Source organism: Pseudonocardia petroleophila, assembly GCF_014235185.1.
Taxonomy (GTDB): Bacteria; Actinomycetota; Actinomycetes; order Mycobacteriales; family Pseudonocardiaceae; genus Pseudonocardia; species Pseudonocardia petroleophila.
In genome coordinates this window covers 528,176-554,255 of sequence record NZ_CP060131.1, presented here as the reverse complement: position 1 = coordinate 554,255, position 26,080 = coordinate 528,176, and the positions used below count along the sequence as shown (strand labels likewise).

At 73.9% G+C, this 26,080-nt stretch carries 26 protein-coding genes; 10 read left to right on the top strand and 16 right to left on the bottom strand.

The window, feature by feature from the left end; all coding sequences use genetic code 11:
• The first annotated feature begins 160 nt into the window (after positions 1-160).
• From rox to H6H00_RS02675, 5 genes are all read left to right on the top strand, one after another.
• Positions 161-1,609, top strand: a complete 1,449-nt coding sequence (rox, locus tag H6H00_RS02695; protein WP_185719799.1) for a rifampin monooxygenase — start codon at positions 161-163, stop codon at positions 1,607-1,609.
• A 214-nt stretch (positions 1,610-1,823) separates the two neighbouring features.
• A complete protein-coding gene (locus H6H00_RS02690; protein WP_185719798.1) occupies positions 1,824-2,273 on the top strand; it encodes a helix-turn-helix transcriptional regulator in 450 nt (149 codons plus the stop codon).
• Between the two features lie 5 nt (positions 2,274-2,278).
• Positions 2,279-2,689: a VOC family protein gene (locus H6H00_RS02685; RefSeq protein ID WP_221775773.1), complete on the top strand. Its 411-nt coding sequence runs from the start codon at positions 2,279-2,281 to the stop codon at positions 2,687-2,689.
• A 4-nt stretch (positions 2,690-2,693) separates the two neighbouring features.
• Complete coding sequence (locus H6H00_RS02680) at positions 2,694-5,045, top strand: ATP-binding cassette domain-containing protein (RefSeq protein ID WP_185719796.1); 2,352 nt, start codon at positions 2,694-2,696, stop codon at positions 5,043-5,045.
• 47 nt (positions 5,046-5,092) lie between these two features.
• Positions 5,093-5,551: an ATP-binding protein gene (locus tag H6H00_RS02675; RefSeq protein WP_185719795.1), complete on the top strand. Its 459-nt coding sequence runs from the start codon at positions 5,093-5,095 to the stop codon at positions 5,549-5,551.
• A gap of 1 nt (position 5,552) precedes the next feature.
• On the opposite strand, the gene H6H00_RS02670 is transcribed toward H6H00_RS02675, so the two are convergent.
• Positions 5,553-6,494 carry a glycosyltransferase family A protein gene (locus H6H00_RS02670; protein ID WP_185719794.1) on the bottom strand — a complete coding sequence of 314 codons (942 nt, stop codon included), beginning with the start codon at positions 6,492-6,494 and terminating at the stop codon, positions 5,553-5,555.
• Between the two features lie 101 nt (positions 6,495-6,595).
• Between H6H00_RS02670 and H6H00_RS02665 the strand changes: the two genes are divergently transcribed.
• On the top strand, positions 6,596-7,891 hold the full coding sequence (locus tag H6H00_RS02665; protein ID WP_185719793.1) for a sensor histidine kinase: 1,296 nt from the start codon (positions 6,596-6,598) through the stop codon (positions 7,889-7,891).
• A 4-nt stretch (positions 7,892-7,895) separates the two neighbouring features.
• Here the strand turns inward: H6H00_RS02665 and H6H00_RS02660 are convergent, their stop codons facing one another.
• The gene (locus H6H00_RS02660) at positions 7,896-8,573 is read right to left on the bottom strand and encodes a response regulator transcription factor (protein ID WP_185719792.1); all 678 of its coding nucleotides are present in this window, start codon (positions 8,571-8,573) and stop codon (positions 7,896-7,898) included.
• Between the two features lie 123 nt (positions 8,574-8,696).
• Between H6H00_RS02660 and H6H00_RS02655 the strand changes: the two genes are divergently transcribed.
• The gene (locus H6H00_RS02655; protein ID WP_185719791.1) at positions 8,697-8,951 is read left to right on the top strand and encodes a hypothetical protein; all 255 of its coding nucleotides are present in this window, start codon (positions 8,697-8,699) and stop codon (positions 8,949-8,951) included.
• Between the two features lie 619 nt (positions 8,952-9,570).
• Here H6H00_RS02655 and H6H00_RS02650 read toward each other — a convergent pair.
• Together H6H00_RS02650 and H6H00_RS02645 are read right to left on the bottom strand one after the other, a co-directional pair.
• Entirely contained in the window at positions 9,571-10,758 is a 1,188-nt protein-coding gene (locus H6H00_RS02650; protein WP_185719790.1) for an HNH endonuclease, read from the bottom strand.
• 160 nt (positions 10,759-10,918) lie between these two features.
• Entirely contained in the window at positions 10,919-11,326 is a 408-nt protein-coding gene (locus H6H00_RS02645) for a MarR family winged helix-turn-helix transcriptional regulator (RefSeq protein WP_255425542.1), read from the bottom strand.
• A gap of 89 nt (positions 11,327-11,415) precedes the next feature.
• Here H6H00_RS02645 and H6H00_RS02640 point away from each other — a divergent pair, with 89 nt between their 5' ends.
• Positions 11,416-12,615, top strand: coding sequence for an FAD-dependent oxidoreductase (locus H6H00_RS02640; protein WP_185719788.1), 1,200 nt, complete (start codon positions 11,416-11,418; stop codon positions 12,613-12,615).
• On the opposite strand, the gene H6H00_RS02635 is transcribed toward H6H00_RS02640, so the two are convergent.
• The 9 genes from H6H00_RS02635 to H6H00_RS02595 all read right to left on the bottom strand — a co-directional run bounded on the left by H6H00_RS02635 (position 12,590) and on the right by H6H00_RS02595 (position 20,789).
• Positions 12,590-13,537 (bottom strand): ferritin-like domain-containing protein, encoded by a 948-nt coding sequence (locus tag H6H00_RS02635; protein WP_185719787.1) that lies wholly within the window; start codon positions 13,535-13,537, stop codon positions 12,590-12,592. The two genes, H6H00_RS02640 and H6H00_RS02635, sit on opposite strands and share 26 nt — an antisense overlap.
• 184 nt (positions 13,538-13,721) lie before the next feature.
• Complete coding sequence (locus H6H00_RS02630) at positions 13,722-14,759, bottom strand: alpha/beta fold hydrolase (protein WP_185719786.1); 1,038 nt, start codon at positions 14,757-14,759, stop codon at positions 13,722-13,724.
• An 80-nt stretch (positions 14,760-14,839) separates the two neighbouring features.
• Positions 14,840-15,247 carry a nitrile hydratase accessory protein gene (locus H6H00_RS02625; RefSeq protein ID WP_185719785.1) on the bottom strand — a complete coding sequence of 136 codons (408 nt, stop codon included), beginning with the start codon at positions 15,245-15,247 and terminating at the stop codon, positions 14,840-14,842.
• Positions 15,247-15,843 carry a nitrile hydratase subunit alpha gene (gene nthA / locus H6H00_RS02620; RefSeq protein ID WP_185719784.1) on the bottom strand — a complete coding sequence of 199 codons (597 nt, stop codon included), beginning with the start codon at positions 15,841-15,843 and terminating at the stop codon, positions 15,247-15,249. The genes H6H00_RS02625 and nthA overlap by 1 nt, the downstream gene beginning before the upstream one ends.
• Positions 15,843-16,547, bottom strand: coding sequence for a nitrile hydratase subunit beta (gene nthB, locus H6H00_RS02615; RefSeq protein ID WP_185719783.1), 705 nt, complete (start codon positions 16,545-16,547; stop codon positions 15,843-15,845). The genes nthA and nthB overlap by 1 nt, the downstream gene beginning before the upstream one ends.
• Positions 16,544-18,091 carry an amidase gene (locus H6H00_RS02610; protein ID WP_185719782.1) on the bottom strand — a complete coding sequence of 516 codons (1,548 nt, stop codon included), beginning with the start codon at positions 18,089-18,091 and terminating at the stop codon, positions 16,544-16,546. Before H6H00_RS02610 ends, nthB begins: the two co-directional genes overlap by 4 nt.
• Positions 18,092-18,180: 89 nt before the next feature.
• The gene (locus H6H00_RS02605; RefSeq protein ID WP_185719781.1) at positions 18,181-19,617 is read right to left on the bottom strand and encodes an ABC transporter substrate-binding protein; all 1,437 of its coding nucleotides are present in this window, start codon (positions 19,615-19,617) and stop codon (positions 18,181-18,183) included.
• Positions 19,617-19,949, bottom strand: a complete 333-nt coding sequence (locus H6H00_RS02600; protein WP_185719780.1) for an ArsR/SmtB family transcription factor — start codon at positions 19,947-19,949, stop codon at positions 19,617-19,619. Before H6H00_RS02600 ends, H6H00_RS02605 begins: the two co-directional genes overlap by 1 nt.
• Positions 19,950-19,958: 9 nt before the next feature.
• Positions 19,959-20,789, bottom strand: coding sequence for a helix-turn-helix transcriptional regulator (locus tag H6H00_RS02595; RefSeq protein WP_185719779.1), 831 nt, complete (start codon positions 20,787-20,789; stop codon positions 19,959-19,961).
• A 234-nt stretch (positions 20,790-21,023) separates the two neighbouring features.
• Between H6H00_RS02595 and H6H00_RS02590 the strand changes: the two genes are divergently transcribed.
• Positions 21,024-22,193, top strand: a complete 1,170-nt coding sequence (locus H6H00_RS02590; protein WP_185719778.1) for a macrolide family glycosyltransferase — start codon at positions 21,024-21,026, stop codon at positions 22,191-22,193.
• A gap of 55 nt (positions 22,194-22,248) precedes the next feature.
• Here the strand turns inward: H6H00_RS02590 and H6H00_RS02585 are convergent, their stop codons facing one another.
• Genes H6H00_RS02585 through H6H00_RS02575 form a run of 3 tightly spaced genes read right to left on the bottom strand, consistent with a single transcriptional unit; the run spans position 22,249 to position 25,014 of the window.
• Positions 22,249-23,424, bottom strand: coding sequence for a VOC family protein (locus tag H6H00_RS02585; RefSeq protein ID WP_185719777.1), 1,176 nt, complete (start codon positions 23,422-23,424; stop codon positions 22,249-22,251).
• A complete protein-coding gene (locus H6H00_RS02580) occupies positions 23,421-23,936 on the bottom strand; it encodes an RNA polymerase sigma factor (RefSeq protein WP_185719776.1) in 516 nt (171 codons plus the stop codon). The genes H6H00_RS02585 and H6H00_RS02580 overlap by 4 nt, the downstream gene beginning before the upstream one ends.
• Positions 23,937-23,976: 40 nt before the next feature.
• A complete protein-coding gene (locus H6H00_RS02575) occupies positions 23,977-25,014 on the bottom strand; it encodes an alpha/beta fold hydrolase (RefSeq protein ID WP_185719775.1) in 1,038 nt (345 codons plus the stop codon).
• Positions 25,015-25,053: 39 nt separating this feature from the next.
• Between H6H00_RS02575 and H6H00_RS02570 the strand changes: the two genes are divergently transcribed.
• Positions 25,054-26,058: an LLM class flavin-dependent oxidoreductase gene (locus H6H00_RS02570; RefSeq protein WP_221775772.1), complete on the top strand. Its 1,005-nt coding sequence runs from the start codon at positions 25,054-25,056 to the stop codon at positions 26,056-26,058.
• The last annotated feature ends 22 nt before the right edge of the window (positions 26,059-26,080 follow it).

The following is a 26,080-nucleotide window of genomic DNA, read 5'->3' as shown; positions in this document are numbered from 1 at the left end:
GCTGCGGTCAGGTGCTGACCGCTCGTGACCGCCACCCCGGCCCTCCTGCTCTTCCAACGTATAGCGCACGGGGGGTCTTGCGGCAAGGCCCCGGTCGTGCTGCAGGATCTCTCGGTCGACGCCGCGACCTGCGGTGATGCGGCGACGAGGGGGTTTTTCGATGATCGACGTGATCGTGGCGGGCGGGGGCCCGACGGGGCTCGTGCTGGCCGCCGAACTGCGGCTGCACGACGTGCGGGTGGTCGTGCTGGAGCGCGACGCGGAGCCGATGACGGCCGTCCGTTCGCTCGGCCTGCACGCCCGCAGCATCGAGGTGCTCGACCAGCGGGGGCTGCTGGAGCGGTTCCTCGCGCACGGGACGCGGCACCCGGTCGGCGGGTTCTTCGCCGGCATCACCGCGCCCGCGCCGCAGGGGCTGGACACCGCGCACTCCTACGTCCTCGGGATCCCGCAGCCCGTCACCGACCGCCTGCTCGCCGAGCACGCCGTGGCGGCCGGGGTCGAGGTCCGGCGCGGCTGCGAGCTGGTCGGGCTGGCCCAGGACGACGAGGGGGTGTCCGTCGAGCTGGCCGACGGCACCGCGCTGCGCTCGCGCTTCCTCGTCGGCTGCGACGGCGGGCGCAGCACGGTGCGCCGCCTGCTCGGCGTCGGCTTCCCGGGGGAGGCCACGCGGACGGAGACGCTGCTGGGGGAGGTGCAGGTGGGGGTCGCGCCGGAGACGGTGGCCGCGGTGGTCACCGAGGTCCGCCGGACGCGGCGCTGGTTCGGCGTCGGGCCGGTCGGGGACGGGCTGTACCGCGTGGTCGTGCCGGCCGAGGCGCCGGCCGCGGACCGCACCGTCCCGCCGACGATCGAGGAGGTCCGGGAGCGCCTGCGGGCCGTCGCCGGCACCGACTTCGGCGTGCACTCGCCGCGCTGGCTGTCCCGCTTCGGCGACGCCACCCGGCTGGCCGAGCGCTACCGCACCGGCCGGGTGCTGCTGGCCGGCGACGCGGCGCACGTCCACCCGCCCGTCGGCGGGCAGGGCCTCAACCTCGGCATCCAGGACGCGTTCAACCTGGGGTGGAAGCTCGCCGCGGAGGTGAACGGCTGGGCACCGGAGGGGCTGCTCGACAGCTACCACTCCGAGCGGCACCCGGTCGCCGCCGACGTGCTGGCGAACGTCCGCGCGCAGACGGAGCTGATGTCGGTCGAGCCGGGCCCGCAGGCGGTGCGGGCGCTGCTGACGGAGCTGATGTCCATCGAGGAGGTGAACCGCCTGCTCACCGAGAAGATCCTCGCCATCGGGATCCGCTACGACGTGGGGGAGGGCCACGAGCTGCTCGGCCGCCGGCTGCGCGACGTCGGGCTGGAGCGCGGGCACCTCTACGGGCTGATGCACGCGGGCCGGGGCCTGCTGCTCGACCGGACCGGGGGACTGTCCGTGGACGGCTGGGCCGACCGCGTCGACCACGTCGTCGACGGCGGTGACGAGCTCGACGAGCTCGACGTGCCGGCGGCCCTGCTGCGCCCGGACGGTCACGTCGTGTGGGTCGGCGAGGACCGGCGCGGGCTGGACGCGGGGCTGCTCCGGTGGTTCGGTGCCCCCGCCATGATCGACGCAGCGTGACGATCCGGCTACGCGTACACGATGTGGTGTCGATGCGGCGGACCGTGTATCCCCGGAAGGGGCCCGCGCGTTGACGGAGCACTACGCCTACGGAGCTGCTCCCCGGTCGGTACCAACCGGGAGGTGGCGAGCGTCGCGTGGATGCGGGCGCGACGGGCCCGGCCGGCACCTTCGGCCGGGCCCGTCGCTTGCCCGGCGTGGCACGATCTCCCGGGTGACCGGCAGACCCGACGCGGCGCCGCACCTGCGCGACCTCGCGCGGCTGCGGCGCGTGCGCGACCGCATCGACCGCGAGTACGCCGACCCGCTCGACGTCGAGGCGCTGGCCCGCGGCGTGCACATGTCGGCCGGTCACCTGAGCCGGCAGTTCCGGCTGGCCTACGGCGAGTCGCCCTACAGCTACCTGATGACCCGGCGCATCGAACGCGCGATGGCGCTGCTGCGCCGCGGCGACCTCAGCGTCACCGAGGTCTGCTTCGCCGTCGGCTGCTCGTCGCTGGGCACGTTCAGCACGCGGTTCACCGAGCTGGTCGGCGTCCCGCCGAGCACCTACCGCCGCGAGCAGGCGGACGCGGCGGCGGGGATGCCGCCGTGCGTGGCGAAGCAGGTGACGCGACCGGTCAGGAATCGAGAAGCACCGGCCGCACAGCCGCACCTAGCGTGACCGCCATGGACCTCAGCATCTACAACTGCTTCCTCCCCCACGACGACCACGAGGCGTCGCTGGCCTTCTACCGCGACACGCTCGGCTTCGAGCTGCGCAACGACGTCGAGTACGGCGGGCTGCACTGGCTCACGATCGGCCCCGTCGGCCAGCCCGGGACCTCGATCGTGCTGCACCCGCCCGCCGCCGACCCCGGCGTCACCGACGACGAGCGCCGCGTGATCTCCGAGATGATGGCCAAGGGCACCTACGCCAGCATCAACCTCGCCACCCCGGACCTCGACGGCACGTTCGAGAAGCTGCAGGCCGGCGACGCCGACATCGTCCAGGAACCGACCGACCAGCCGTGGGGCGTCCGCGACTGCGCCCTCCGCGACCCCGCGGGCAACATGATCCGCATCTTCGAGGTGAACTGATCCCGTGCACGCCGCCGACAGCCACGACCTGATCCGCGTGCAGGGTGCACGCGTCAACAACCTCAAGGACGTCAGCGTCGAGATCCCGAAGCGGCGGCTCACGGTGTTCACCGGTGTCTCCGGCTCGGGCAAGAGCTCGCTGGTGTTCCACACGATCGCCGCGGAGTCGCAGCGGATGATCAACGAGACCTACAGCGCGTTCGTGCAGGGCTTCATGCCGACGCTGGCCCGGCCCGAGGTCGACGTGATGGACGGGCTGACGACGGCGATCATCGTCGACCAGCAGCGGATGGGCGCCGACCCGCGCTCCACGGTCGGCACGGCCACCGACGCGAACGCGATGCTGCGCATCCTGTTCAGCCGGCTCGGGCGGCCGCACATCGGCTCGCCCCAGGCGTTCTCGTTCAACGTGGCCTCGATCAGCGGGGCGGGCGCGGTCACGATGGAGCGCGCCGGGCAGAAGATCAAGGAGCGCCGCGAGTTCAGCGTCACCGGCGGCATGTGCCCGCGCTGCGAGGGCCGCGGCTCGGTCAACGACATCGACCTGACGGCCCTCTACGACGACTCCAAGTCGCTCAACGAGGGCGCGATCACGATCCCCGGCTACAGCATGGAGGGCTGGTTCGGCCGCATCTTCCGGGGCTGCGGGTTCTTCGACCCGGACAAGCCGATCGCGCGGTTCACGGAGGAGGAGCTGTTCGACCTGCTCCACAAGGAGCCGACCAAGATCAAGGTCGAGGGCATCAACCTGACCTACACGGGCCTGATCCCGCAGATCCAGAAGTCGTACCTGTCCAAGGACGTCGACGCGCTGCAGCCGCACGCCCGTGCCTTCGTGGAGCGCGCCGCCACGTTCACGACGTGCCCCGAGTGCGACGGCACCCGGCTGTCGGAGCTGGCCCGCTCGTCGAAGATCGAGGGCATCTCCATCGCCGACGCCTGCGCGATGCAGATCAGCGACCTCGCCGCCTGGGCGCGCGACCTCGACGAGCCGTCGGTCGCCCCGCTGCTCACGACGCTGCGCCACACGCTCGACTCGTTCGTCGGGATCGGGCTGGGCTACCTCTCGCTGGACCGGCCATCGGGCACCCTGTCCGGCGGCGAGGCCCAGCGCACCAAGATGATCCGCCACCTCGGCTCCTCGCTCACCGACGTCACCTACGTCTTCGACGAGCCGACGATCGGCCTGCACCCGCACGACATCGCCCGGATGAACACGCTCCTGCGCCAGCTGCGCGACAAGGGCAACACGGTGCTCGTCGTCGAGCACAAGCCGGAGGCGATCGCGATCGCCGACCACGTCGTCGACCTCGGCCCGCGCGCCGGGTCCGCCGGCGGCGAGGTGGTGTTCACCGGCACCGTCGACGGGCTGCGGGCCAGCGGCACGCTGACCGGCCGGCACCTCGACGACCGCGCCGCGCTCAAGCCGTCGGTGCGGACGCCGACGGGGGCGCTGGAGGTGCGCGGGGCGGCCACCCACAACCTGACCGGCGTCGACGTCGACGTGCCGCTCGGCGTGCTCGTCGTCGTCACCGGGGTGGCGGGGTCGGGCAAGAGCTCGCTGATCCACGGCTCGGTGGCCCCCCGCGACGGCGTGGTGGCGATCGACCAGGGCGCGATCCGCGGGTCGCGCCGCAGCAACCCCGCCACCTACACCGGGCTCCTGGAGCCGATCCGCAAGGCGTTCGCGAAGGCCAACGGCGTGAAGCCCGCGCTGTTCAGCGCCAACTCCGAGGGCGCCTGCCCCAACTGCAACGGTGCCGGCGTGATCTACACCGACCTCGCGATGATGGCCGGCGTCGCCACCACCTGCGAGGTGTGCGAGGGCAAGCGGTTCGACGCCGCGGTGCTCGAGTACACCTTCGGCGGGCGCGACATCAGCGAGGTGCTGACCATGTCGGTCGCCGAGGCCGCGGAGTTCTTCGGGGCGGGCGAGGCGAGGACGCCGGCCGCGCACCGGATCCTGGCCCGGCTCGTCGACGTCGGGCTGGGCTACCTCACCATCGGCCAGCCGCTCACCACCCTGTCCGGCGGCGAGCGGCAGCGGCTCAAGCTGGCCACGCACATGGGGGAGAAGGGCGACGTCCTCGTCCTCGACGAGCCGACGTCCGGCCTGCACCTCGCCGACGTCGAGCAGCTGCTCGGGCTGCTGGACCGGCTCGTCGACGCCGGGAAGTCGGTGATCGTCATCGAGCACCACCAGGCCGTGATGGCGCACGCCGACTGGATCATCGACCTCGGTCCGGGCGCCGGTCACGACGGCGGCCGGATCGTGTTCGAGGGCACCCCGGCCGACCTCGTCGCCGACCGCTCCACCCTCACCGGCGAACACCTCGCCGCCTATGTGGGGGCCTGAGCCGAACGGCGGGTTCAGCGACGTCCGGATGCGGGTACTGCTGCGTCGTGGCCGACGACCTCGATCTGGCGCTCCCCGCGCGGGCGTGTGCGCCCCTGCGGGTCCGCCGGGCGATGGCGGACTGGCTCGGCGGGCTCTGCGGCTCCTCCGCGCTGTGCGACACCGGCGAGGACCTCGTCTACGCGGTGAGCGAGGCCGTCGCCAACTGCGTCGACCACGCCTACCCCGCCGGTGACGGGTCCGGGGCCGTGCGGGTCGTCGGGCGCGTCACCCGGTTGCGCGGGGCGCGCTCACCGCACGCCGGCTGCGCCGGTCCCTTCCGGATCGAGCTCGCCGTCGGCGACACCGGCCGGTGGAAGGAGCCCGCGCACGATCCGGGTGACCGCGGCCGCGGGCTGCGCATGATCGAGTCGTTCGTCGACGTCCTCGAGGTGGACCGGGCCCGCACCGGGACCACGGTCACCGTGCGCCAGCGGATGGACTGCCCGGCCCGCCGCGCCGGGTGAGCTAGCGGGAGGCGACGGCGGAGCCGGTCGGGACCGGGATGCCGCGGTCGGCCGCCCAGAACATCGTGTCGACCGCGAGGGCCTGCCAGTCGACGGCCGCGGTGGCGCTGCTGGGCCGCGACCGCGTCGAGTCGTCGTGGACCTCCATGTGCCACGCCAGCTCCGGGTCGGAGCCCAGCATCACCCGGTGCCGCGACGCGCGGCGCGTCGTGCGCGCGCCGACCACCGCGCGCACGAGGCCCCGGACGAGGCCGCGGAGCGCGGAGCCGTCCGGGTCGGGACCCAGGTCGGCGAGACCGAAGGGGCGGTAGCCCTGCAGCGCGAGGCAGGTCGCGATGTCCCAGGCGCCGCCGGTGAAGGGCATCAGCCGCAGCAGCGCGGCGTCGGCCCGCAGCGCGTCGCCGCGCACGCCGAACGTGCTGGTGGTGGCGAAGGAGCGGTACCAGGCCGCGGAGCCGACGCGCGGTACGTCGGCGATCCCGTCGGTGCCGGGCTCCTCGCGCCGGACGGCCCGGCGGCCGGACGCCCCGGCGTCGAGGGCGTCGGAGCCGTAGAGGGCGAAGTACGCGGCCTCCGGGAACTCCTCGACGGCCGCGACCAGCGTGGTGAACGCATCGGGGGAGTAGAGGTAGTCGTCCTCGGCGAACCACACGATGTCGTCCGGGCCGCCGGACAGGACGGCCTCGCGGGCCACGACGGAGCGGAACGAGGCGCGGTTGCTGCCGGCGGCGATCTGCCGGACGGTGCCGTGCGCCTCCATGAGGGCCAGGCGGTCGGCCGGGATCTCGCCGTCGTTGACGAAGACAATCTCGACGTCGGACCCCAGCGGCTCGGCGGCGCGCAGCACCGACGCCAGTGCCAGGGTCTTGCTGTAGTAGGCGGGTCGGGGTTTGGTGTTCTCCGACTCGGCCGACCGGTAGACGATGCGCACTCGTGGACTCACGTGATCCACGGTAGGGATGCGACGGCAAGCGTCCGGTTCGTGCAAGGTTAAGGAACGGCCAACGCCCGTCCGGGACGGTCACATCACGCTGAGGAGTCGACGTGCGCACACGGATCGTGACGCTCGCCGTCCTGTCGGCCACCCTCGCCATCGTCCTGTTCGGCCTGCCGCTCGCGGCGGCCGGCGCACTGTACGCCGAGCAGTACAAGGTCCTCGACCTGGAACGACAGGCCGAGCGGTCCGCGGTGCGCGTGTCGAACGCGCTCGCCGAGGGGGAGACGCCCGACGGGGGGGACCTCGACGACTTCGCCGAGCTCACCTTCCGGTCCGTGTACGACGGTGACGGAACGTGGTTGCTCGGACGCGGCCCGACGGAGCCCGACGAGTTCGTCCTCAGGGCACTGCGCGGGCGGGTGTCGGCGGGGTCCGACGACGGCCAGCTGGTCGCGGCGGTCCCCGTCGTGGACAAGGGCGACGTCGTCGGCGTCGTGCGGGTCTCCGGCTCGTCGAGCACGCTGCTGTGGCCCGTCGGGCTGGCCTGGATCGGCATGGTCGCGCTGGCCGGGGTGGCGATCGGGGCCGTGTGGCTGCTGGCCCGGCGCCAGGCGGCGCGGATGGCGCAGCCGCTCGACCAGCTCACCACCGCGGCGCAGCGGCTCGGCAACGGCGACTTCTCGGTGCGCCTGCCGCCCGTCGCCTACGCCGAGATCGACGCCGTCGGCAGCTCGCTCAACCGCACCGCGGCCCGCCTGGACGACCTGCTCGCCCGTGAGCGGGCGTTCTCCGCGGAGGCCTCCCACCAGCTGCGGACCCCGCTGACGAGCCTGCGGCTGGGCCTGGAGTCGGCGCTGGAGCGCCCCGGCGAGGACCCGCGGCCCGCCCTGCAGCAGGGACTGCGCTCGACCGAGCGGATCGAGCGGACCGTCGAGGAGCTGCTCGAGCTGGCCCGCGACACCCACGGGGCCGTCGACGCGCTCGACGTCGGCGCGCTGCTCGCGGAGGCGCGCGGCCAGTGGGCGGCGCAGTTCGACAAGCAGGGGCGCCCGCTGATCGTCGTCGTCGACCCGCAGACGCCGCCCGCACTGGCCTCCGGCGCGGCCGTCCGGCAGGTGCTGGCCGTGCTGCTGGAGAACGCGCTGGTGCACGGGTCGGGCCCGGTGCAGGTCACCGCCCGCGACGCCGGTGACGCCGTCGGCATCGACGTCAGCGACCGCGGTCCCGGCATCACGCTGACCGACTCGGAGCTGTTCACCCGGCGCTCGCCCTCGGCCACCGGTCACGGGCTCGGTCTCGCGCTGGCCCGGCGCCTCGCCGAGGCCGAGGGCGGGCACCTGCGGCTGGCCCGGCCCGCGCCCCCGCAGTTCGCGCTGCTGCTGCGGGCTGCGTCGCTGCACTGACCCGTCAGGGCGCCTCGAGGCGGTAGCCGTGGCCGCGCACGGTCATGATCTGCGGTACCGCGCGGCCGGTCTCGGCGAGCTTGCGGCGCAGGGCGGCCACGTGGACGTCGAGGGTCTTGGTGGAGCCGTACCAGTGCTGGTCCCAGACCTCCGACATGAGCGTCTCCCGGCTCACCGCCGAACCGGGCTCCACGATCAGCCGGGCCAGCAGGTCGAACTCGCGCGGGCGCAGCGCCAGCTCGACCCCGCCGACGACCGCGCGGCGGCTCTCGACGCTGACGGTGAGGTCGCCGACGGAGTGCGTCGCCGGCGTCTTCGTGGGCTCGGTGCGGCGCAGGTGGGCCCGCACCCGCGCCACCAGCTCGGCCAGCGGCACCGGCTTGACCAGGTAGTCGTCGGCGCCGACCTCCAGCCCGACGACGACGTCCATCTCCCGGGCCCGCGCCGTCAGCATGACGATCACGGTGGTCGGCAGCACCAGCCGGAGCTGGCGGCAGACCTCCAGCCCGTCGAGGTCGGGGAGGCCGAGGTCGAGCAGGACGAGGTCGATGTCGGCCGACGCCCGGTCGAGCCCGCCGCGCCCGGTGCGCTCCCAGTGCACGGTGTGCCCGTGCAGCGCGAGGCTCGACCGGAGCAGCTCGCCGATCTCCGCGTCGTCCTCGATCACCAGCAGGTGACTCATGGCTCCAGCCTAGGAGCGCGTTCGTCGCCACGTTCGGGTGGACCGGCCGTCCCGTCGGTGTCACGGGGGCTGCGCTCCGCTACAACGGGTCGACAGCGCAGCCGACGTCGGGGGACGTGAGCCATGAAGACGATTCCGACCCAGGGGGCGACGACGCGGACCGGCCCGATGCACGCCGTCGGCGACCGGCCCGGCTGGGGCCCCACCCCGCGCTCGCGCCGCAGCTACACCGCCCGCCCCGATGGCCGCGTCCTGCGCGGGCTGCGGGCCACCTGCTACGTCCTCACCTCGCTGGCGAGCCTGGTGTTCCTCGCGCTCGTGGTCTACGGGTTCGTGCGGCTCGGGCAGCTCCAGCAGCTGTTCCCCGGCACCCCCTGACCGCGAGTTTGCCGTCGGGCCCCGGCGAGTTTGCCGACGGCGCCCGGTGAGTTTGCCGCTGCCGCCCGGTGGGTTGCCGCTGCCGCCTGGCGAGTTTGCCGCTGGCGCCCGGCGGGTTTGCCGCCGGCGCTCGGCGGATGGGGCCGGGGCCCGGCGAGTTTGCCGCTGCCGCTCGGCGGGTTCGCCGCCGACGCCAGGCGAGTTGGCCGCTGCCGCCTGGCGAGTGCCGCTGCCACCGGCGAGTGGGTCGCCGGCGCGCGGCCAGTGCGCCGATGTCGTTCGGCGAATCGTGGCGGCCACCGGCGAGTGCGCGGCCGCCGACGGGTGTGCTGCGGGGCGGGTGTACGAGGAGTGGTCGGGACGTCCGTGGCGTCGCCGGGTGTCGGGCCGTGGCGGGCGGTCCACCCACACGCAGAACGGGGGCGGTGGTCCGTTGCGCGATTGAGCTCGTGGGGCCGTACCACCGGGCGTCTCGCCCGTCCCTGCGGGACGGCATGTGGCACGCGGGCACGTCGGGCCGGGGTCGACGCCCGCCCGGCCCGGGTACGTAGATTCGGCCGACCTGGGCCGGTCGACCATAACCGGGCCGAGCAGGAGAGCGCCGCTTCCTTGCGGGATGTCAACCGGCGAGGACGGACCGTCTTTCGGCGCGGATATCGATGTCCGATCTGTATACCCGGCCGGTGGGAGTGGTGGTGACGATTCCAGAGTTCGTGACGGCCGCTCGCCACCCCGCTGTTTCCCGGACGTGGTTGTGGAATGCGCACAATCCGCGGCCATTGGTGAACTCGGTGCGGCCGCCGTCTTTCCAGCGGTGGGTGTGGTCGATGTGGCGGATCGGGGCGTCGCAGTACGGTTCGCGGCAGCGGTGGCCGTCCCGGGCCCGGATCAGCGCGGCCAACCGCCCGGTGAACAGGCGGCTGCGGGAGTCCCCGCCGATCACCACCCCGTCGCGGGCGATCAGCCGTCGCCACGTCCTCCGGCCCTCTTCGGTGGTGAGGAACTCGACCGGGACGGGTCCGTGGCCGGCGATCTGCGCGGGCAGCGGGCCGGCGGGGTCGACCAGCGCCTCGACCGGGACCAGCACCTGGATCTCGACGTTCACATCGCGGGCGGTGGCCTGTCCGGTGAGGCGTTCGACCAGGGTGTCGGCCATGATCTGACCGCGCCCACGGGTGACCGGTTCGGCCCGCACCGCGACCTCGTTCACCGCAGCGGCGAGGGCGGCGTAGCAGGCCACGGCCTCCTCGACCGGCAGGTGGGCGGTCAGATCGGCCATCCCGTCCGCGACGGGGCGGACCGACACCCGGCGGCCGGTGCGGGCGGCCCGGCAGCGGGCGGTGAACTTCTCCGGAGCGACCCGCGCGGCCAGGGACCGGGTGAGGTCGTGGATCCGGCGCACGCCGAGGGTCTCGACCCGGCGCTGCGCCAGCATCTCGTCGACCTCGGAACGCTCAGCGCCGGACAGGTGCGCGGTGGCGGCGACGATGGTCGCGGTCTGGTACTCGCTGAGTCGTCCCGCGGTGAACAGTTCCCGGACCCGGGTGTGCCCGGCGTGCAGGTCCCGGGCGATCCGGACCCGCCGCCTGCCCTCGGTCGGCGACACCCGACAGGCCAACCCGACCTGGGCGGCGATACTGCGTTCGAGCATCTCCGGGTCGACGTCACCGGCCGCGGTCTGCGATTCCGCGTGTGCTGTCGCAAATGCGAGAACGGCCTCGGACTGTTCGGCGGCGATGGCCGCTTTCCGTTCTTCGAGCAGCGCGATCCGCTCGATGAGAGCTGCTTCGGAACGGATCGGGGACATGGTCGAATTCTACCAGGAAACGGGGCGCGTAGGCGAACATCTGTTCGAGTTGTTCAGAGTCCGGTCTCGAGTATCGAGAGAGTGGTCAGTAGACGGAGAGGCTCCTCGTTCCCGGGCTCGCAGCGTCCCGGGCGCCGGGGAACGGAACCGGGAGGACCGTTCAGGGCGGGGCGAGGTCGTCGAGGAACGCTGCGATCACGCGGAGCTCGTCGGGGGTGCGGGTGCTCAGGACGGCCGCGAGGTGCTCGCCCTGCTCGCGGTAGTGCGGGGCGAGGGTCGCGCGGGCGCCGGGGGCGGGGGCGACGAGGACCCTGCGACGGTCGCCGCCGTCCCGGGTGCGCTCGACGAAGCCGCCGCGCTCCAGGCGGTCGATCACGCCGGTGACGGTGCCCGTCGACAGTCCGGTGAGCTCGGCGAGGCGGCCGGGCGTCAGCGGGCCGTGCACGTCGAGCAGCGTCAGGAACTGGGAGTCGCTGGCGCCGAGGCCGAGCCGCTGCGCGACGGCCTGGTTGTGCAGCACCGCGCTCGCGATCAGCCGCAGCACCCCCGCGGTGACGTCCTGGTCCACGACTTCCTCCTTGACAGTATCTCGGTCTACCAAGAGACTTGGTTGGACGAGATACTTGAGCATCCGAGTGAGCTTATCGAGGAGCGGACGTGCGCACAGCACTGGTGATCGGCGGCGGCGTGGCGGGGCCGGTGGCGGCGATGGCGCTGCAGCGGGCGGGCGTCGCGGCGACCGTGTTCGAAGCGCGCCCGGGCCCCGCCGACGAGCAGGGGGTCTTCCTGACCCTGCAGATCAACGGCATCGACGCGCTGCGCGCCGTCGGCGTCGACGTCGCCGGTCTCGGCTTCCCGACGCCCGCGATCCGGCTGCGCAGCGGATCCGGCCGGCTGCTCGGCCAGGTGGGCACGGGGGAGCCCCTGGCCGACGGCACCGTGGGCGTGACGCTGCGCCGGTCCGACCTCTACGCGCTCCTCCGCGAGGAGGCGCAGCGGCGGGGGATCACGGTCGAGCACGGCCACCGCCTCGTCGACGCCGTCCCCGACGGCGACGGCGTGCGCGCCTCCTTCGCCGACGGCGGTTCCGCGACGGCGGACCTGCTGATCGGCGCCGACGGCGTCCACTCCCGCGTGCGCACGCTGATCGACCCGGCGGCGACGCCACCGCGGCTGCTGCCGGTCCTCAACGTCGGCGGGTTCGCCCCGCCGCAGGAGACCGGTGCGGAGCCCGGCGTCTACGAGATGGTGTTCGGCCGGCGCGCGTTCTTCGGCTGGGCGGTGGCCCCGGACGGCGGGGTCTGGTGGTTCGCCAACCCGCCGTGGCGCGCCGGCGCTGCCGCGCTGACCGACGCGCAGTGGCGGACGTGGCTGCGGGACCTGTTCGCCGACGACCGGACGCCCGCGACGGCGATCGTCGAGTCCACCCCCGGCGAGCTGCGGGGATGGGACTCCCATGACCTGCCGTCGGTGCGCCGGTGGCACGACGGCCGGATGGTGGTGATCGGCGACGCCGCCCACGCGACCTCGCCCGCCTCCGGGCAGGGGGCGTCGATGGCGGCCGAGGACGCCGTGCAGCTGGCCCGCTGCCTGCGCGACGCCCCCGACCCCGCGACGGCGTTCACCGCCTACGAGGGGCTCCGTCGCGACCGGGTGCAGCGGATCGTCCGGGCCGGGGCCCGCGCCGGGAAGCAGAAGGTCGCCGGACCCGTCGGACGGATCCTGCGCGACGCCCTCGTGCCGGTGGGCCTGCGCATGGTGCGCCCCGGCGCGCAGAACTGGATCCACCACCGCCACATCGACTGGGACGCGGCGGTGGTGGGTCCGGGGATCAGGTCTGGTCGCCGCTCCGGGTGAACGTGCCGTTGGTGCCGTCGGGGAAGAAGCCGCCCGAGCCGGCCGCCTCCGGGGTCAGGTAGACGATGTTGTGCACCTGCTCGACGTTGCGGGAGAACGCGATGCCGTTGGCGTCGGTCGGCACGATGTTGCTGTTGCCGTCGGCGTCGACGATGCCCTGGTCCAGGTCGTCGGACCCGTCGAGGCTGTCTCGGGCGTCGGAGATCTTGCCTGCCGGGTCGGACAGGCCCTTGGCCAGCAGCACGGTGCGCACGAGCCCGGCGTGGTAGGCCTCGACGGCGAGGATGCCGGCGGCGGCCTCCAGGAACGTCTTGTTGGAGATGAGCGCGGCGGCGCCCTTGTAGGCGGTGACGCCCACGTCCTCGAACACGAAGGCACCCAGCAGGAAGCTGTTCTCGTCGGCGAACGCGTCGAACTCCTCGTCCGGGCCAATGAGACCGGCGGCTCGGGCGGCGGCGGTGAAGGCGCCGTCGAGGTCGATCGTCGGGCGGGCGACCTTCGCGTCGCCGAGGGCGGAGCGCAGGAAGTCGACGTGGTCGCGCTCGTCGTGGGCGATCTCCGCGGCGTACTGGGCGCCGAGCTTCGTCTCGAAGTCGACCTTGCGACCGCCGGTGACGCCGCCGAGGTCGCCGGACCCGTCGATCTGGTCGTCGGACAGGCCCTCGCCGTAGACCGCGCGGAGGTAGAACTCGGCCTCGAGGTACTCGAGGTTGAGGGCGAAGTTGAGGACGGCGGCGTCGGTGACCGCGCCGTCGTCGTCACCCTCGTGCGCCGACGCGGTGCCGGCGGTCAGGAGACCGGTGCCCGCCACGCCGACGGTCGTGAGGCCGGCGGCGCGCAGGAAGCGGCGGCGGTCGACCTCGTTCTCGGAGCTGCGGGTGATGGCCTCACGGACGAACGCCTTGCTGAAACCTTCGAACACGGACTGCTCCTTGTCACGACAGTGCGGCGACCGCGGTCGCCGGGGGGGCGGGCGGGGAGCGAGGGGAGCCGGCTCACCCGAACGCGCGAACCGTAGCGGCACGCACGGTCACGAAAGACCGAGCGTGCCGCTACGCACTGTGAAAGAAGTCCGGAACGCCGTGAAAGAAGTCCGGGTTGGGCCGTTAGGAGGCCAGCATCTCGGCGATCACCGCATCGACGGCGGCCGGGTCCTCCGGACGGAGCCCGAACATGCCGAAGTGGCCCATCGGCGTCTCGATGGGGCGGTAGTGCCCGTTCGGGATCTGCGCGCAGTCGGCCTCGCAGTCCTCCGGCGGGAAGAACAGGTCCTCGGAGAAGGGCACGACGAAGAACTGCGCGGTGATCCGGCCGAGTGCGGCGGCGAGGTCGCCCCCGGTGTGCGCGGAGATGTCGCTCGCGCGCCACTTGCGGCCCTGCGCGAGGAGGTTGTTGGGGTCCATCGGGGCGAAGTAGCCGCGGATGAAGCCCTGGCGGAAGTCGTCGGAGGAGACGAAGCCCAGGCCGCGCCACAGCTCCTCGCGGAAGAACGCCGCCGACAGCCCCATCAGCGAGAACGACACCGCGAGCCGCTGGAGCCCGAGCCGGACCTCCGCCGGGTCGTCGTAGAAGCCGTCGCGGAACGCCGGGTCGGAGGTCAGCAGCTCCGTCCAGGTGTCGATGAAGATTTGGTTGTGCACGGGGTTGCGTGCGGTGGCGGCGAAGGCGGCGGCCCGCGGCACCATCTCCGGGAACCGGACGGCCCACTCGTAGGTCTGCTGCCCGCCCATCGACCAGCCGATGACGGCCCGCAGCGTCGAGATGCCGAAGTGCTCGGTGACGAGGCGGTGCTGGGCGATCACGTCGTCGGCGATCGCGACGAGGGGGAACTGGCCGCGGTCGAACGGCGCGGGCGTGTTCGACGGGCTGGAGGAGAACCCGCCGCCGAACTGGCCCGGCAGGATCACGAAGTGCTCCGCCGGGTCGAGCGGGCGGCCCTCGCCGACGTAGGTCTCCATGAACGCCGAGGTGCCGGAGAACATGTGCGGCGCCAGCACGGCGTTGTCCCTGGCCGCGTTCAAGGTGCCGACGGTCTTGTAGCCGAGCCGGGCGTTCGGGATCGTGTAACCGGTGGTGAGGGCGAAGTTGCCCAGGTCGAAGTACTCGTGCTTCCCGTGGACCTCATCGGTGTAGTACCCGGACAATGCGTCCTCCTGCGTCGGACTCGTGCGCGGCAACCGTTGCCACGGCAATGGTTACCGCGCACGAGCGCGCGGCGCTACACCTACCTGGCGGGATCCACCGCCACCGGCTCGCGGTGGGCCTCGTGGTGGTTGGCGTTCCTCGGCGTGGCCAGCACGGCCTTGGTCCTGTCGTCGAGCACGGCGTCGGACAGCGCGCCGTTGCCCGCGAGGACGGTCTCCAGCGCCTCCAGCCAGTGCTCGTAGTACGACCAGGGCTCCGCGCCGCCGTCGGTCTCCCACTTCTTGATCGAGTCGATCAGGGAGAGCTGGAACTCCGACCACTCGTACTGGCCGGCGTGGTAGGCCGCCACGGCCATGGCGAACGCGCGCACCTCCCACGGCTCATCGAACGACCGCTCGGCGTCGCCGCCACCGGGGAGGTCGCAGACCAGCGTCTCCACGCGGCGCCGGGCGTCACCGAGCTCGGTGGCGTCCTGGCGGAACGCCATCAGGCGGCCTTCGCGGGGCCGACGCCGATCATCGAGTCGCGGCTGACGAGCGCGGCGAGCGCCTTCTCGTCGAGGCCCTCGGTGCCGGCCGGGCGCTGGGGCAGGACCCAGTAGCGCATCTCGGACGAGGAGTCCCAGACGCGGACCTCGACGGACTCCGGCACGTCGAACCCGAAGTCCTCGCGCAGCACCTTGCGGGGCTCGCGCACGATCCGGGCGCGGAAGGCCGGGTCCTTGTACCAGTTCGGGGGCAGCCCGAGAGCCGGCCACGGGTAGCAGGAGCACAGCGTGCAGGTGATGACGTTGTGCACGGTGTCGGTGTTCTCGACGATCACCATGTCCTCGCCCTGCAGGCCGCCGATGCCCAGCTCCGCGCACGCCTCGGTGCCGTTGGCGAGCAGGCGCTCCTTGAACTCCGGGTCGGTCCAGGCCTTCGCGACGACCGCGGCGCCGAGCTGCGGGCCGACCTCGTTCTCGTAGATCTCGACGAGGCGGTCGACCGCCTTCGTCGTCATGATCCCCTTCTCGATCAGGATCGCCTCCAGCGCCTTGACGCGGGCGGCGATCTCCTCCTGGGTGCGGACGGTGGCGGTCATCAGGCGGCCTTCTCGGTGGTAGCGGCGAGGGTGATGTAGGGCTCCCAGACGTCGAAGTGCACGACGCCGTTGGGCTCGGCGGCCTCCGCGCCCCAGAGCTCGGTGTTGGTGAACTTCACGGTGTAGACGTGCTCGGGGGCGTCCGGGCCGCCGTTGCCGGCGCTGTCGGGGTAGATGAACGTGCCGTGCGCCAGCTCGATCACGCCCGTGCGGCCGCGGATGTAGCCGGCCTTGCGGGTGTGGCCGTACGGGACGTCGGAGGCGACGGTGACCCGGTCGCCGACGGAGAACTGCGCGACCTTGTCCGACGGGCGGCCCGCCGGGGCCCCGGCCTTGACCACGCCGTCGACGAACGCCAGCAGGTCGGGGTCGTCCTTCTCCTCCGGCAGCGGCGCGTCGGGGTTGTCCAGGTAGTACTGGGTGCGCTTGTCGAGCTCGGCCTCGTCGAGCAGGCCCTTGGCGAAGCCGTGGTGCTCGACGGTGTGCACCCAGTGCTCGTAGTAGGGCGAGAGCAGGTACGTGGCCGGGTGCATCTGCTCGATGCCGTACCGGAAGGAGTCGATGCCGAAGAACCCGGCGCGGAAGGTCATGGAGAACATGGCGAACGCCGCCTTCTCCCACTCCGCCCGGTAGACCGGCTCGTTCTCCGGGATCTCGACGGGACCGAGACCGTCGGTCCCCCCGAGGTCGTGCACGCCGTTCATGCCTGGCTCCCTGCGGTAGCTCCTGCCGGCGTCGGGAAGCCCCCGACCGCCTGCTCGTACGTGTGGGCGACGCGCAGCACCGTGGCGTCGTCGAACTGCTTGCCGATGATCATCATCCCGGTGGGGAGGCCGTCGACGAGGCCGGCGGGGACGCTGCACCCCGGGTGCCCGGTGACGTCGGTGACGCAGGTGTTGGCCACCATCTCCAGCGCCCGGCCGATGATCTCCTCGCGCGGCGCGTCCGGGTCGGGGATGACCGTGGAGTGGATGGGCGTGGTGGGCAGGACCAGCACGTCGTAGCGCGAGAGCGCCTCGTCGTAGGCGGCCCGCAGCTGCACGGCCAGGTTCTGCGCCATCCCGTAGTGCTTGCCCCGCTGGGTGGTGAGCGCGTGCCTGCCGGCCAGCAGCACCAGCTTGACGGTCTCGGAGAACTGGCTGCCGTCGGCGCGCCACTGGTTGCCGTAGTGCTCCATGACCTCGGGGTCGTAGAGCCCCTTCCAGTTCAGGCCGTACCCGTTGAGGTCGACCATCTGCGACGCGGCGCCCTCGACGGAGATGACGTCCCAGATCTTGGCGCCGTGCAGGTGCCACGGGACGGAGACGTCCTCGACGACGAGCCCGGCGTCGCGCAGCGACTCGGCCGCCGCGCGCACGGAGGCGTCGACGCCGGGGTCGGAGTTGGGCAGGCCGAAGCCCTCGGAGAGGATCCCGACGCGCAGGCCCTCGGCGCCGCGACCCAGTGCGGCCACGTAGTCGTCGGGGACGAGGTCGCGGGGCTGGCGCGGGTCGAACCCGTCGGGCCCGGCGATCACGTTGAGCACCAGCGCGGCGTCGGCGACGGTGCGCGTCATCGGGCCGACGTGGTCGATCGACTGCTCGATCGGGAACGCCCCGGTGTAGGGCACCAGGCCCCAGGTCGGCTTGTGCCCGACGATGCCGGACCACGACGCCGGCATCCGGATGGAGCCGCCCTGGTCGCCGCCGGTGCCGACGTCGACGAGCCCGGACGCGACGAGCGCCGCGGTGCCCGACGACGACCCGCCGGTGGAGCGCGTCTCGTCCCACGGGTTGCGCACCGCTCCGGTGCGCGAGGTGTGCGAGCCGCCGGAGAAGCAGAGGTCCTCGCAGACCGACTTGCCGGCGATGGTGGCGCCCGCCGCGAGCATCCGCGTGACGATGGTGGCGTCGCGCAGCGGCGTGTAGCCCTCCATCGTCTTCGAGCCGTTCATCATCGGGACGCCCGCGACGGCGGTGTTGTCCTTGACGGCCACGGTCTTCCCGGCCAGCGGGCCCTCGCCGGACCCGGTGACCGAGGTCGTGACGTACCAGGCGTTGTACGGGTTGTCGGCCGGCTCGGGGCGGGTCCAGGCCCGCTCCGGCATCGGCGGGGCGGACGCGTCGTAGAGCGCCTCGACGGCGTCCCAGGACGTGAGCAGGCCGTGGACCATGGGGGAGAACGAGGCGAGATCGGCGTCGTCGAGACCGAGGCCGTAGTGGGTGGCGACCGCTTTCAGGTCATCGGGATCAGGGGGGCGTACGGGCATGGCTCTCTACCTCCGGCAACCGGTGAGAGCGCGACGCTATTGATGGTTATCACCACATGTCAATAGGTAGTGGCGCGTTGTCAAGATCCTTAACGGGACGGACTCACGGCGAAACCACCCGCCACCGCCTCGGCGACGAACAGCTCCTGCCGGACGGTCTCCGGGCCCGTCACGGTGACCGGCCCGCGCGGGAAGTCCCCGCGGCTGCACCGCAGCTCCCTGGCGATCGTGCGCGGCTCGTCCTCCCCGGCCCGGCGGGCCGCTCCCGCGTAGAGGTGCACGGCCTCGTACGCCGACTCCGCGATGCTCGACACCGGTGGGGCGAACCGCCCGAACAGGTCGCGGTAGCGGCGCAGGAACCCCGCGTTGGCGGGGCCGTCGAGCTGCTCGAAGTAGCCCGAGACGCCCCACATCCCGGCCGCCGCGGCGTCGCCGATCCGTTCGCGGGTGGGCTCGTCGAGGGCGAAGGTGAGGGTGCGGCAGCGCTCGCGCACCCCCATCGCGTGGCACTGGCGCTCGAACGCGACGAGATCGGCCCCGACGAACGAGGACAGCACCACGTCGGCGCCGGAGGCCGTGATCCGCTCGATCAGCGGGGCGAAGTCGCGGGTGCCGAGCGCGGCGAACCCCTCGCCGACGATCGACGCCCGGTGCTCGGCCAGCACCGGGCGGGCGATCGCGTGCACGACCTGCGGCCAGACGTAGTCGTTGCCGGCGAGGAACCAGCGCCGCCCGCTCGCCGCCGCCATCAGCGGCCCGGCCGCGGCGCGCAGCTGGTCGGCGGGCCGCTCCCCGAGCTGCATGCAGAGCTCGCCGCCCAGCCCGCCCTCGTTCATCAGGGTCTGCACGAGCAGCACCCCGGACCGGCGCAGCTCCGCGGCCGTGCGCACGAACGTGGCCGAGGTGGTGGCGGTGAGCAGCGTGCGGCAGCCCGCCCGGACCAGGCGCCACGCCTCCGCCGCGCCGGTCGCCGGGTCGGTGCCGTCGTCGCCGACGACCAGGCGCAGCGGCCGCCCCCGGATGCCGCCGTCGGCGTTGACCTCCTCGACGGCCATCGCCGCGAGGTTCTCGGTGGACGCGGCGAACACGCTGCCCGGCCCGGACTTGCTGGTGAGCAGCCCGAGGAGGTGCGCGCCTGCGTGCTCGCGCTCGGGGACCGGGTGGCCGCGGCGGCGCATCAGCCAGCTCAGCCCGCTGTCATCGAGATCGGCGACGATCCGCACCCGGGTGCCGGCGCCGTCGGGCTCGAACAGCACCCGCAGCCGGCCGCGCCACGGCTGGTCGAGCCGCAGCTCGATGCGCCCCGGCCGCGCCGCGCCGGGCGGACGCAGCGCGCTGATCCGCCCGAGCACCGTGATCCGCTCGCCCCCCAGCGGCGCCTGGAGCGTGACGACGGCCCCGACCGCGACCCGGTCGCAGGTCGCGTCGAACAGCCAGCCCGCCCCGCTCTCGGAGCCGAACAGCGCGAAGACCGCGGCCGGTGGAGCCTCGATGCTCGTCTGCGCGTGCAGGGCGAGGCCGCCCATCACATGGCTCGGCGGTCCGTACCGGGGGTGGACTCGGCGGCGGCCTTCGCCGCGTCGAGGGAGGACTGGAACAGGTCCTGCAGCTGCCGGATGACGTCCTGCGCCGGGCCGGTGGGGTCGACGGCGTACATCCGGAAGCGGCCGGTGCGGCGCTCGGTGATCAGGCCGGCGGTGCGCAGCACGCGCAGGTGGCTCGACACGGCCGTGCGGCCGACTCGGGAGATCGCCGCGGACAGCTCGCCCGCGCTGCACTCCTCGCGCCCGGCGAGGACGGCGAGGATCTCGCGCCGCACCGGATCGGCGAGCGCGTCGAAAGCCAGGTCGGAGGCCACGTGCCGAGACTAGCCGACGCGCTGCAGGCCGACGACGCGCAACAGGTCCAGCGCGTCGGCCGCCGGCGTGCCCGGCGCCGCCGAGTACACGAGCAGCCGCTGGTCGTCGGCGTCGACGGACAGGGAGTTGCAGTCCAGCAGCAGCGGCCCGAGGTCGCGGTGCCGGACCGTCTTGGTGTGGCCGTGGCGCTCGTCGAGCTCGCGCAGGTCCCAGAGCCGGGCGAAGACGGGGCTGCCCGCGCGCAGGTCGGTGACCAGCCGGCGCAGGTCCGGGTCGTCCGGGTAGCGGGTCGCGGCGCGGCGCAGGTCGGAGACGACCGCGCGGTCGAGCCGCTCGCGGTCCGGGTCGCCCTCGTCGCGGAACGGGCCGGTGAACATCGCCCGCGCCATGTTGCGGCCGGCGGGCGGCAGCGCCGAGAAGTCGCCGAGCAGCGCGGCCGCCATCGGGTTCCACAGCAGCACGTCGGTCTTGGCGTCGAGCAGCAGCGCCGGCAGGTCGGTGAAGCGGTCGAGCAGCCGCTGGACGCTCGGGCGGACCGTGCTCCGGATGCGGCCCGGCCCGGGCGGGCTGGCCCCGGCGAGGCGGTAGAGGTGCTCGCGCTCGGCGTCGGTGACGCGCAGGGCGCGGGCGAGCGCGGCCACCACCGACTCCGACGGGTTCGGGCCGCGGGCCTGCTCCAGGCGCGTCAGGTAGTCGGTGGAGACGCCGGCGAGCTGCGCCACCTCCTCGCGGCGCAGGCCCGGCGTGCGGCGCCGGAACCCGGCCGGCAGCCCGACGTCCTCGGGGCGCAGCCGCTCGCGCCAGGTGCGCAGCGCGGCGCCGAGCTCGGTGCGGTCCATCCGTCCAGGATGCCCGGTCCGGCGGCGCCGAGGGTGGTACGGATCGTCCCGGTCGGCGTGCCGGTGGGGCGGGGTTCCCGACCGCGAACGGGGTGGTCCCGCGGTGATCGTCCCGGTAGCGTCGCCGTCGTGATCGCGCTCCCGCTCTACCTCTGATCCGGCTCCCGCGCCGCCGGTCCCCGACCGTCGGCGCGTCGACGTGCCCAGATCCGGTAGATCCGCCAGGAGCCCCGCATGAGTCACATCGCCATGGTCGCGCCGCCCGCGCACGGCCACGTCAACCCGTCCCTGCCCGTCGTCGCCGAGCTGGTGGCGCGCGGCCACCGCGTCAGCTACGCCGTGCCCGCCCCGTTCGCCGACACCGTGGCGGGCGCCGGCGCCACCCCCGTCGTCCACGCCACGCTGATGCCCGACGAGACCGCGGGGGAGCAGTGGCCGTCCGAGCCGGTGGCCGGGATGCGGCTGTTCCTCGACGAGGGGATCGCCTCGACCCCGCTGCTGCGCGCCGCGTTCGACGGCGACCGGCCCGACCTATTCCTCGCCGACATCGGCGGATACTCCGCGCGGGTGCTGGCCCACCGGTGGGACCGGCCGCTCGTGCAGCTGTCCCCGGCCCGGGTGGCCTGGGAGGGCTACGAGTCCGATCCCGAGATCGTCACGATGACGGCCGGGATGCGCGACGACCCCGCGGTGGCCGCGTACCGGGAGGACTTCGCGGCGTGGCTCGCCGCCGAGGGCGTGCCGCTCGACGTCGACGCGTTCACCGGGCGGCCGCCGCGCTCGCTCGTGCTCCTGCCGCGGGCCATGCAGCCGCACGCCGACCTCGTCGACGAGCAGCGCTACACGTTCGTCGGGCCGTGCCTGGACCGGCGGCCGCACCAGGGGGACTGGCCCGCCTCCGAGCGGCCGCTGGTGCTCGTCTCGCTCGGGTCGGCCTACACCGACGTGCCGGACTTCTACCGGGCCTGCTTCGCCGCGTTCGGCGACCTCGACCGGGACGTCGTCGTGCAGGTCGGGGCGCACGTCGACCTCGACGAACTGGGCCCGGTCCCCGCCAACACCCGGGTCGAGCGGTGGGTGCCGCAGCTCGCCGTGCTCGGGCGGGCGTCGGCGTTCGTCACGCACGCGGGGATGGGCGGCTGCTCGGAGGGGCTGTGGCAGGGCGTGCCGATGGTGGCCGTGCCGCAGGCCGTCGACCAGTTCGGCAACGCCGCGCGGCTCGCCGAGCTGGGCGTGGCCCGGCACCTGCCCGCCGGGGACGTCACCCCGGCGGCGCTGCGGGAGGCGCTGCTGTCGCTCGACGATCCGGCGGTGCGGGCCCGCAGCGCCGCCCTCCGCGACGAGCTGCGGGCGGCGGGCGGGACGACCCGGGCGGCGGACCTGATCGAGGCCGAGCTGCGCTGAACCGGGTCGTGCGCGGAAAGGGTGGCCAGGGCCATCCCTTCCGCGCACGGGCGCGTCAGCGCTGCAGCAGCAGGAACCGGGAGCCCTGGTCGTCGACGCAGCCGGCGACCAGCCCGAACCGGGCCGTGGTGGGCTCATCCGCGGCGCCGCCCGCCGCCCGGACCGCGGCGGTCGCGGACGCCAGGTCCGGCACGGTGAACGTCGGCACCACCGCGGGCACCTCGTGGCCGCCGTCGAGCCCGGTGCGGGGGCGGGTGCGCTCGCCGTCGACGGTGCCGTTCCAGTAGCCCGGCCGGTCGTGGCCCGGGGTGAACCCCCAGCCGAGCACCGTGCCGTAGAAGGCGCGGGCGCGGGTGGCGTCGGGCAGCCGCAGCTCGGCGTACTCGGGCACCGTCACCGGCGCGCCGGGGCCCTCGAACAGCGCGAACGCGAGGCCCTGGTCGTCGACGCAGTCGGCGACCCGCCCGCCGTGGTCGGCGACGGGCTCGGTCGCGGTGCCGCCCGCGGCGCGCACCACGGCGACGGCGGCGTCCACGTCGTCGACGGCGTAGCCGCAGAACAGCCCGGCGGCCGACCCCGAGCTGATCCCGAGCCGGCCGAGGTCGCCGAGCACGGCGCCGTAGAAGGCGCGGGCCCGGTCGGCGTCGGGCGACCACAGCGAGGCGTAGACGACGTCGCCGTGGCGCGCCGCCGGGACGTCGCGGGAGACCATCCAGCGGTGCCCCGACGGGTCGAGCACGACCCCGCCGCGGCCGTACGGCGAGTCGGTGACGGCCCGCTCCAGCGTGCCGCCCGCGGCGAGCGCCCTGGCGACGACGGCGTCCGGGTCGGCCACCTCCAGCCGCAGCGACTGGCTCACCCCGCCGCGGGTCGCGGGCGCGGCCAGGCCCATCTCGGGGAACTCGTCGGCCAGCATGAGGACGCTGTCGCCGAGCGCGACCTCGGCGTGCCCGGTGCGGCCGTCGGGCATGAGGACCGGCTCGCCGCGGCGGACCGCGCCGAACGCGGCGACGTAGAAGTCGACGGCCACGACGGCGTCGGTGACGGCGAGGTACGGGGTCAGCGCGTGCATGCGGGCGGTGGTGCGGGGTGCGTCGAGCGTGGTGGTCATGGGGTCCTCCCTCGGGTCGAGCAGGGCGCGCTCCAGCCGGGCGCGCAGGGCGCGGGCGAACGCGGGATCGGGATCGACGGGTGTGACGGGGACGCGCAGGGCGTCGAGCGGGTCGGTCATCGCGCACCCCCCTCGTAGCCGCGGCGGAACGCGGCGCGGGCGCGGGCGAGCAGGGACTCCGTGGCGTGCACGGTGCGGCCCAGCGCGCGGGCGACCTCGGGCACGGGCAGCCCGTCGAGGTAGCGCAGGGTGAGCGCGGCGCGGTGCAGCGCGGTCTGGGTGTCGAGCACCTCGCGGGCCACGACGGCGTCCACGTGCTCCTCCCAGGGGTCGTCGAGCGGCTCGGTGATCTCCTCGACGGCCCGCAGGCCGCGTTCCTCCCGCTCGGTCGCCCGCCAGTGGTCGACGAGCTTGTGCCGCGCGATCCCGATGAGCCAGCCGACGCCCATCGCGGGCGGCGGGTGCCGCCTGCTCGCCGTGACGGCGGCCAGGAACGTCTCCGCCGTCAGGTCCTCGGCGAGGGCCCGACGCCCGCAGCGGGCCAGCAGGTAGCCGTAGACCTGCGGGAGCGCGTCGTCGTAGAGCGCGAGCAGCGCGGGACCCGGTTCGGGCCGGACCGCTGCGGGGCTCATGTCCCTCCGTCGTCCGGGGAGGCCGGGCTCCGTCGGCAGATCACCCGATCGGCGCAAGGAACTCGCGGAAGACGGCGAGCCAGCGGTCGGTGGCGTCGAGGTGCGGGCCGTGGCCGGACGACTCGAAGACCTCGGTCCGCACCGACCCGCCCGCCGCCGCGTAGCGCTCCAGCAGGGCCCGGATCTGGGCGATCATCGGCTGCGGCGGGTAGACCTCGGCACCCGGCCAGCCGGGCACGACCCCGGCCGCGCCGAGCGCGCCGAACTCCAGCATCGACCCGTCGGCGACGACGAGGTCGCGCGCGCCGTGCGTCCAGAGCACCGGCGGCTTCTCCGCGACGTCGACGAGCCCGGTCCAGTCGCAGTACTTCGGCGACAGCGCGTTGAGGATGCCGGTGACGCCCGGCGCGAGGCCCGGCCAGTTCTCCGACGGCGTCGAGTCGCCGGGGTAGCCGCCGTCGCCGACGAGGGTGAGCAGCACCTCGTCGACCAGGACGTCCTCGCGCGGCTCGGTGTGCTCCGGCGCCCAGTACAGCCCGCGCATGACGTTCCGGATGGAGAACGGGCTGTCGGTGCCGCGGTCGCCGTCGCGCAGGCGCTGCACGAGCTCGGGGTTCGCGCCGCCGCCGCCGGACCCCGCGCAGTCCGGGAAGCACGGGGTGCCGTCGGGGTGCGTGCCGCCGTAGCCGTGCGGGGAGACCGGGTCGATGAACGTCAGCGAGGCGACGGGGCGGGCCATCGCGAACCGGGCGATCGCCGCCCCCGCCGTCGACCAGCCGACGAGGTGCACCGGCGCGCTGATCCCCAGCGCCCGCAGGAACGCGTCGAGGTCGTCGGCCCAGTCGTCGAGGCCGCGGGTGGCGTCGATCGGGGCGGGTTCGGAGCGGCCGAACCCGCGCATGTCCGGGGCGAGGACCCGGTAGCCGGGCAGCTCCGGCATGAGGTGCTCGTAGAACCGGCCGGTGGACAGGTTGCCGTGCACCATCACGACGACCGGGCCGGACCCGGACTCGAGGTAGTGCATCCGGATGCGGTCGGTGTCGACGGTGGCGGACCGCACGCCGGGCAGGAGATCCATGACCCGGATGCTGGCCCGCCCGGAGGTTAGTGTCCAGAGATGAGCGAGCGGATGGGTGTGGCGGTGCACGGCGGGACGCTGGCGACCGCCGTGGGCGCGGCGGTGCGGGCGGAGGAGCGCGGGTTCGAGTCCGTCTGGACCACCGAGTTCTACGACCGCTCCGCCACCGTGTCGCTCGCGGCGATGGCGCTGCGGACGTCGAGGATCACGGTCGCCTCCGGCATCGCGTACGCCGTGGGCCGCAGCCCGCTGGTCCTCGCGGCCGAGGCGCGCGACCTCGCCGGGCTCTCCGGCGGCCGGCTCGTCCTCGGGCTGGGGACGGGCACGCGCACCATGCAGCGCGACTGGCACGGCGTCGACGGGGCCTCGCCCGCGCCGCGCGTCGAGGAGCTGGTGCCGCTGCTGCGCCGGATCTGGGCGATGGACGCCTCCGGGGTCCGGCACGAGGGCCGCTTCTACCGGATGGCGCTGCACCCCACCGCGGAGATGACGCCGGCCGACCCGATCCCGGTCTACCTCGCCGGGTTCAACGCGCGGATGGTGCAGGCGGCGGGCGCCGTCGCGGACGGGCTGGTCGGGCACCCGATCTTCACCCGCCGCTACGTCGACGACGTGGTGCGCCCGGCGCTGGCCGCGGGCGCCGCGCGGACCGGCCGTACGGACGACGTCCCGATCGCCGGGTACGTCATCACCAGCGTCGCCGACGACGGCGACCGCGCCCGCCGCGACGCCGCCGCCCAGATCGCGTTCTACACCGTCGTCCGCACCTACGCCCCGCTCGTGGAGCTGGAGGGGTTCACCGGCGAGGTCGCCGCGATCCGCGACGCGTGGAAGGCCCGCGACCACGACGCCATGATCGCCGCCGTCAGCCCGGCGATGCTCGACCGGATGGCCGTCGCGGGCACCCCCGACGAGGTCCGGGACCGGATGCCGGCCTTCCACGGCCTCTACGACCGGCTGCTCTGCTACATCCCGAGCTACGGCCTGTCGGCGTCGGAGATCGGGGAGCGCGTCGACGCCGCGATCGACACGTTCGGGGCGTGACCGGGTCGGTGGTGGCTCCGAC

Excerpts from the sequence above, each read along its gene's own strand:
- H6H00_RS02625 (WP_185719785.1), bottom strand. The coding sequence starts at position 15,247 with ATGGCGTTCCGCCAGGACGCCACCGAGCTCGGTGACGCCCGGCGCCGC.
- H6H00_RS02595 (WP_185719779.1), bottom strand. The coding sequence starts at position 20,789 with ATGGACCGCACCGAGCTCGGCGCCGCGCTGCGCACCTGGCGCGAGCGG.
- nthA (WP_185719784.1), bottom strand. The coding sequence starts at position 15,843 with ATGACCGCCACCGTCCGCACCCAGGAGGAGATCGCCGCCCGCGTCAAG.
- H6H00_RS02605 (WP_185719781.1), bottom strand. The coding sequence starts at position 19,617 with ATGGGCGGCCTCGCCCTGCACGCGCAGACGAGCATCGAGGCTCCACCG.
- H6H00_RS02655 (WP_185719791.1), top strand. The coding sequence starts at position 8,697 with ATGAAGACGATTCCGACCCAGGGGGCGACGACGCGGACCGGCCCGATG.
- H6H00_RS02610 (WP_185719782.1), bottom strand. The coding sequence starts at position 18,091 with ATGCCCGTACGCCCCCCTGATCCCGATGACCTGAAAGCGGTCGCCACC.
- H6H00_RS02585 (WP_185719777.1), bottom strand. The coding sequence starts at position 23,424 with ATGACCGACCCGCTCGACGCCCTGCGCGTCCCCGTCACACCCGTCGAT.
- rox (WP_185719799.1), top strand. The coding sequence starts at position 161 with ATGATCGACGTGATCGTGGCGGGCGGGGGCCCGACGGGGCTCGTGCTG.
- H6H00_RS02650 (WP_185719790.1), bottom strand. The coding sequence starts at position 10,758 with ATGTCCCCGATCCGTTCCGAAGCAGCTCTCATCGAGCGGATCGCGCTG.
- nthB (WP_185719783.1), bottom strand. The coding sequence starts at position 16,547 with ATGAACGGCGTGCACGACCTCGGGGGGACCGACGGTCTCGGTCCCGTC.
- H6H00_RS02590 (WP_185719778.1), top strand. The coding sequence starts at position 21,024 with ATGAGTCACATCGCCATGGTCGCGCCGCCCGCGCACGGCCACGTCAAC.
- H6H00_RS02660 (WP_185719792.1), bottom strand. The coding sequence starts at position 8,573 with ATGAGTCACCTGCTGGTGATCGAGGACGACGCGGAGATCGGCGAGCTG.
- H6H00_RS02570 (WP_221775772.1), top strand. The coding sequence starts at position 25,054 with ATGAGCGAGCGGATGGGTGTGGCGGTGCACGGCGGGACGCTGGCGACC.
- H6H00_RS02575 (WP_185719775.1), bottom strand. The coding sequence starts at position 25,014 with ATGGATCTCCTGCCCGGCGTGCGGTCCGCCACCGTCGACACCGACCGC.
- H6H00_RS02580 (WP_185719776.1), bottom strand. The coding sequence starts at position 23,936 with ATGAGCCCCGCAGCGGTCCGGCCCGAACCGGGTCCCGCGCTGCTCGCG.
- H6H00_RS02685 (WP_221775773.1), top strand. The coding sequence starts at position 2,279 with ATGGACCTCAGCATCTACAACTGCTTCCTCCCCCACGACGACCACGAG.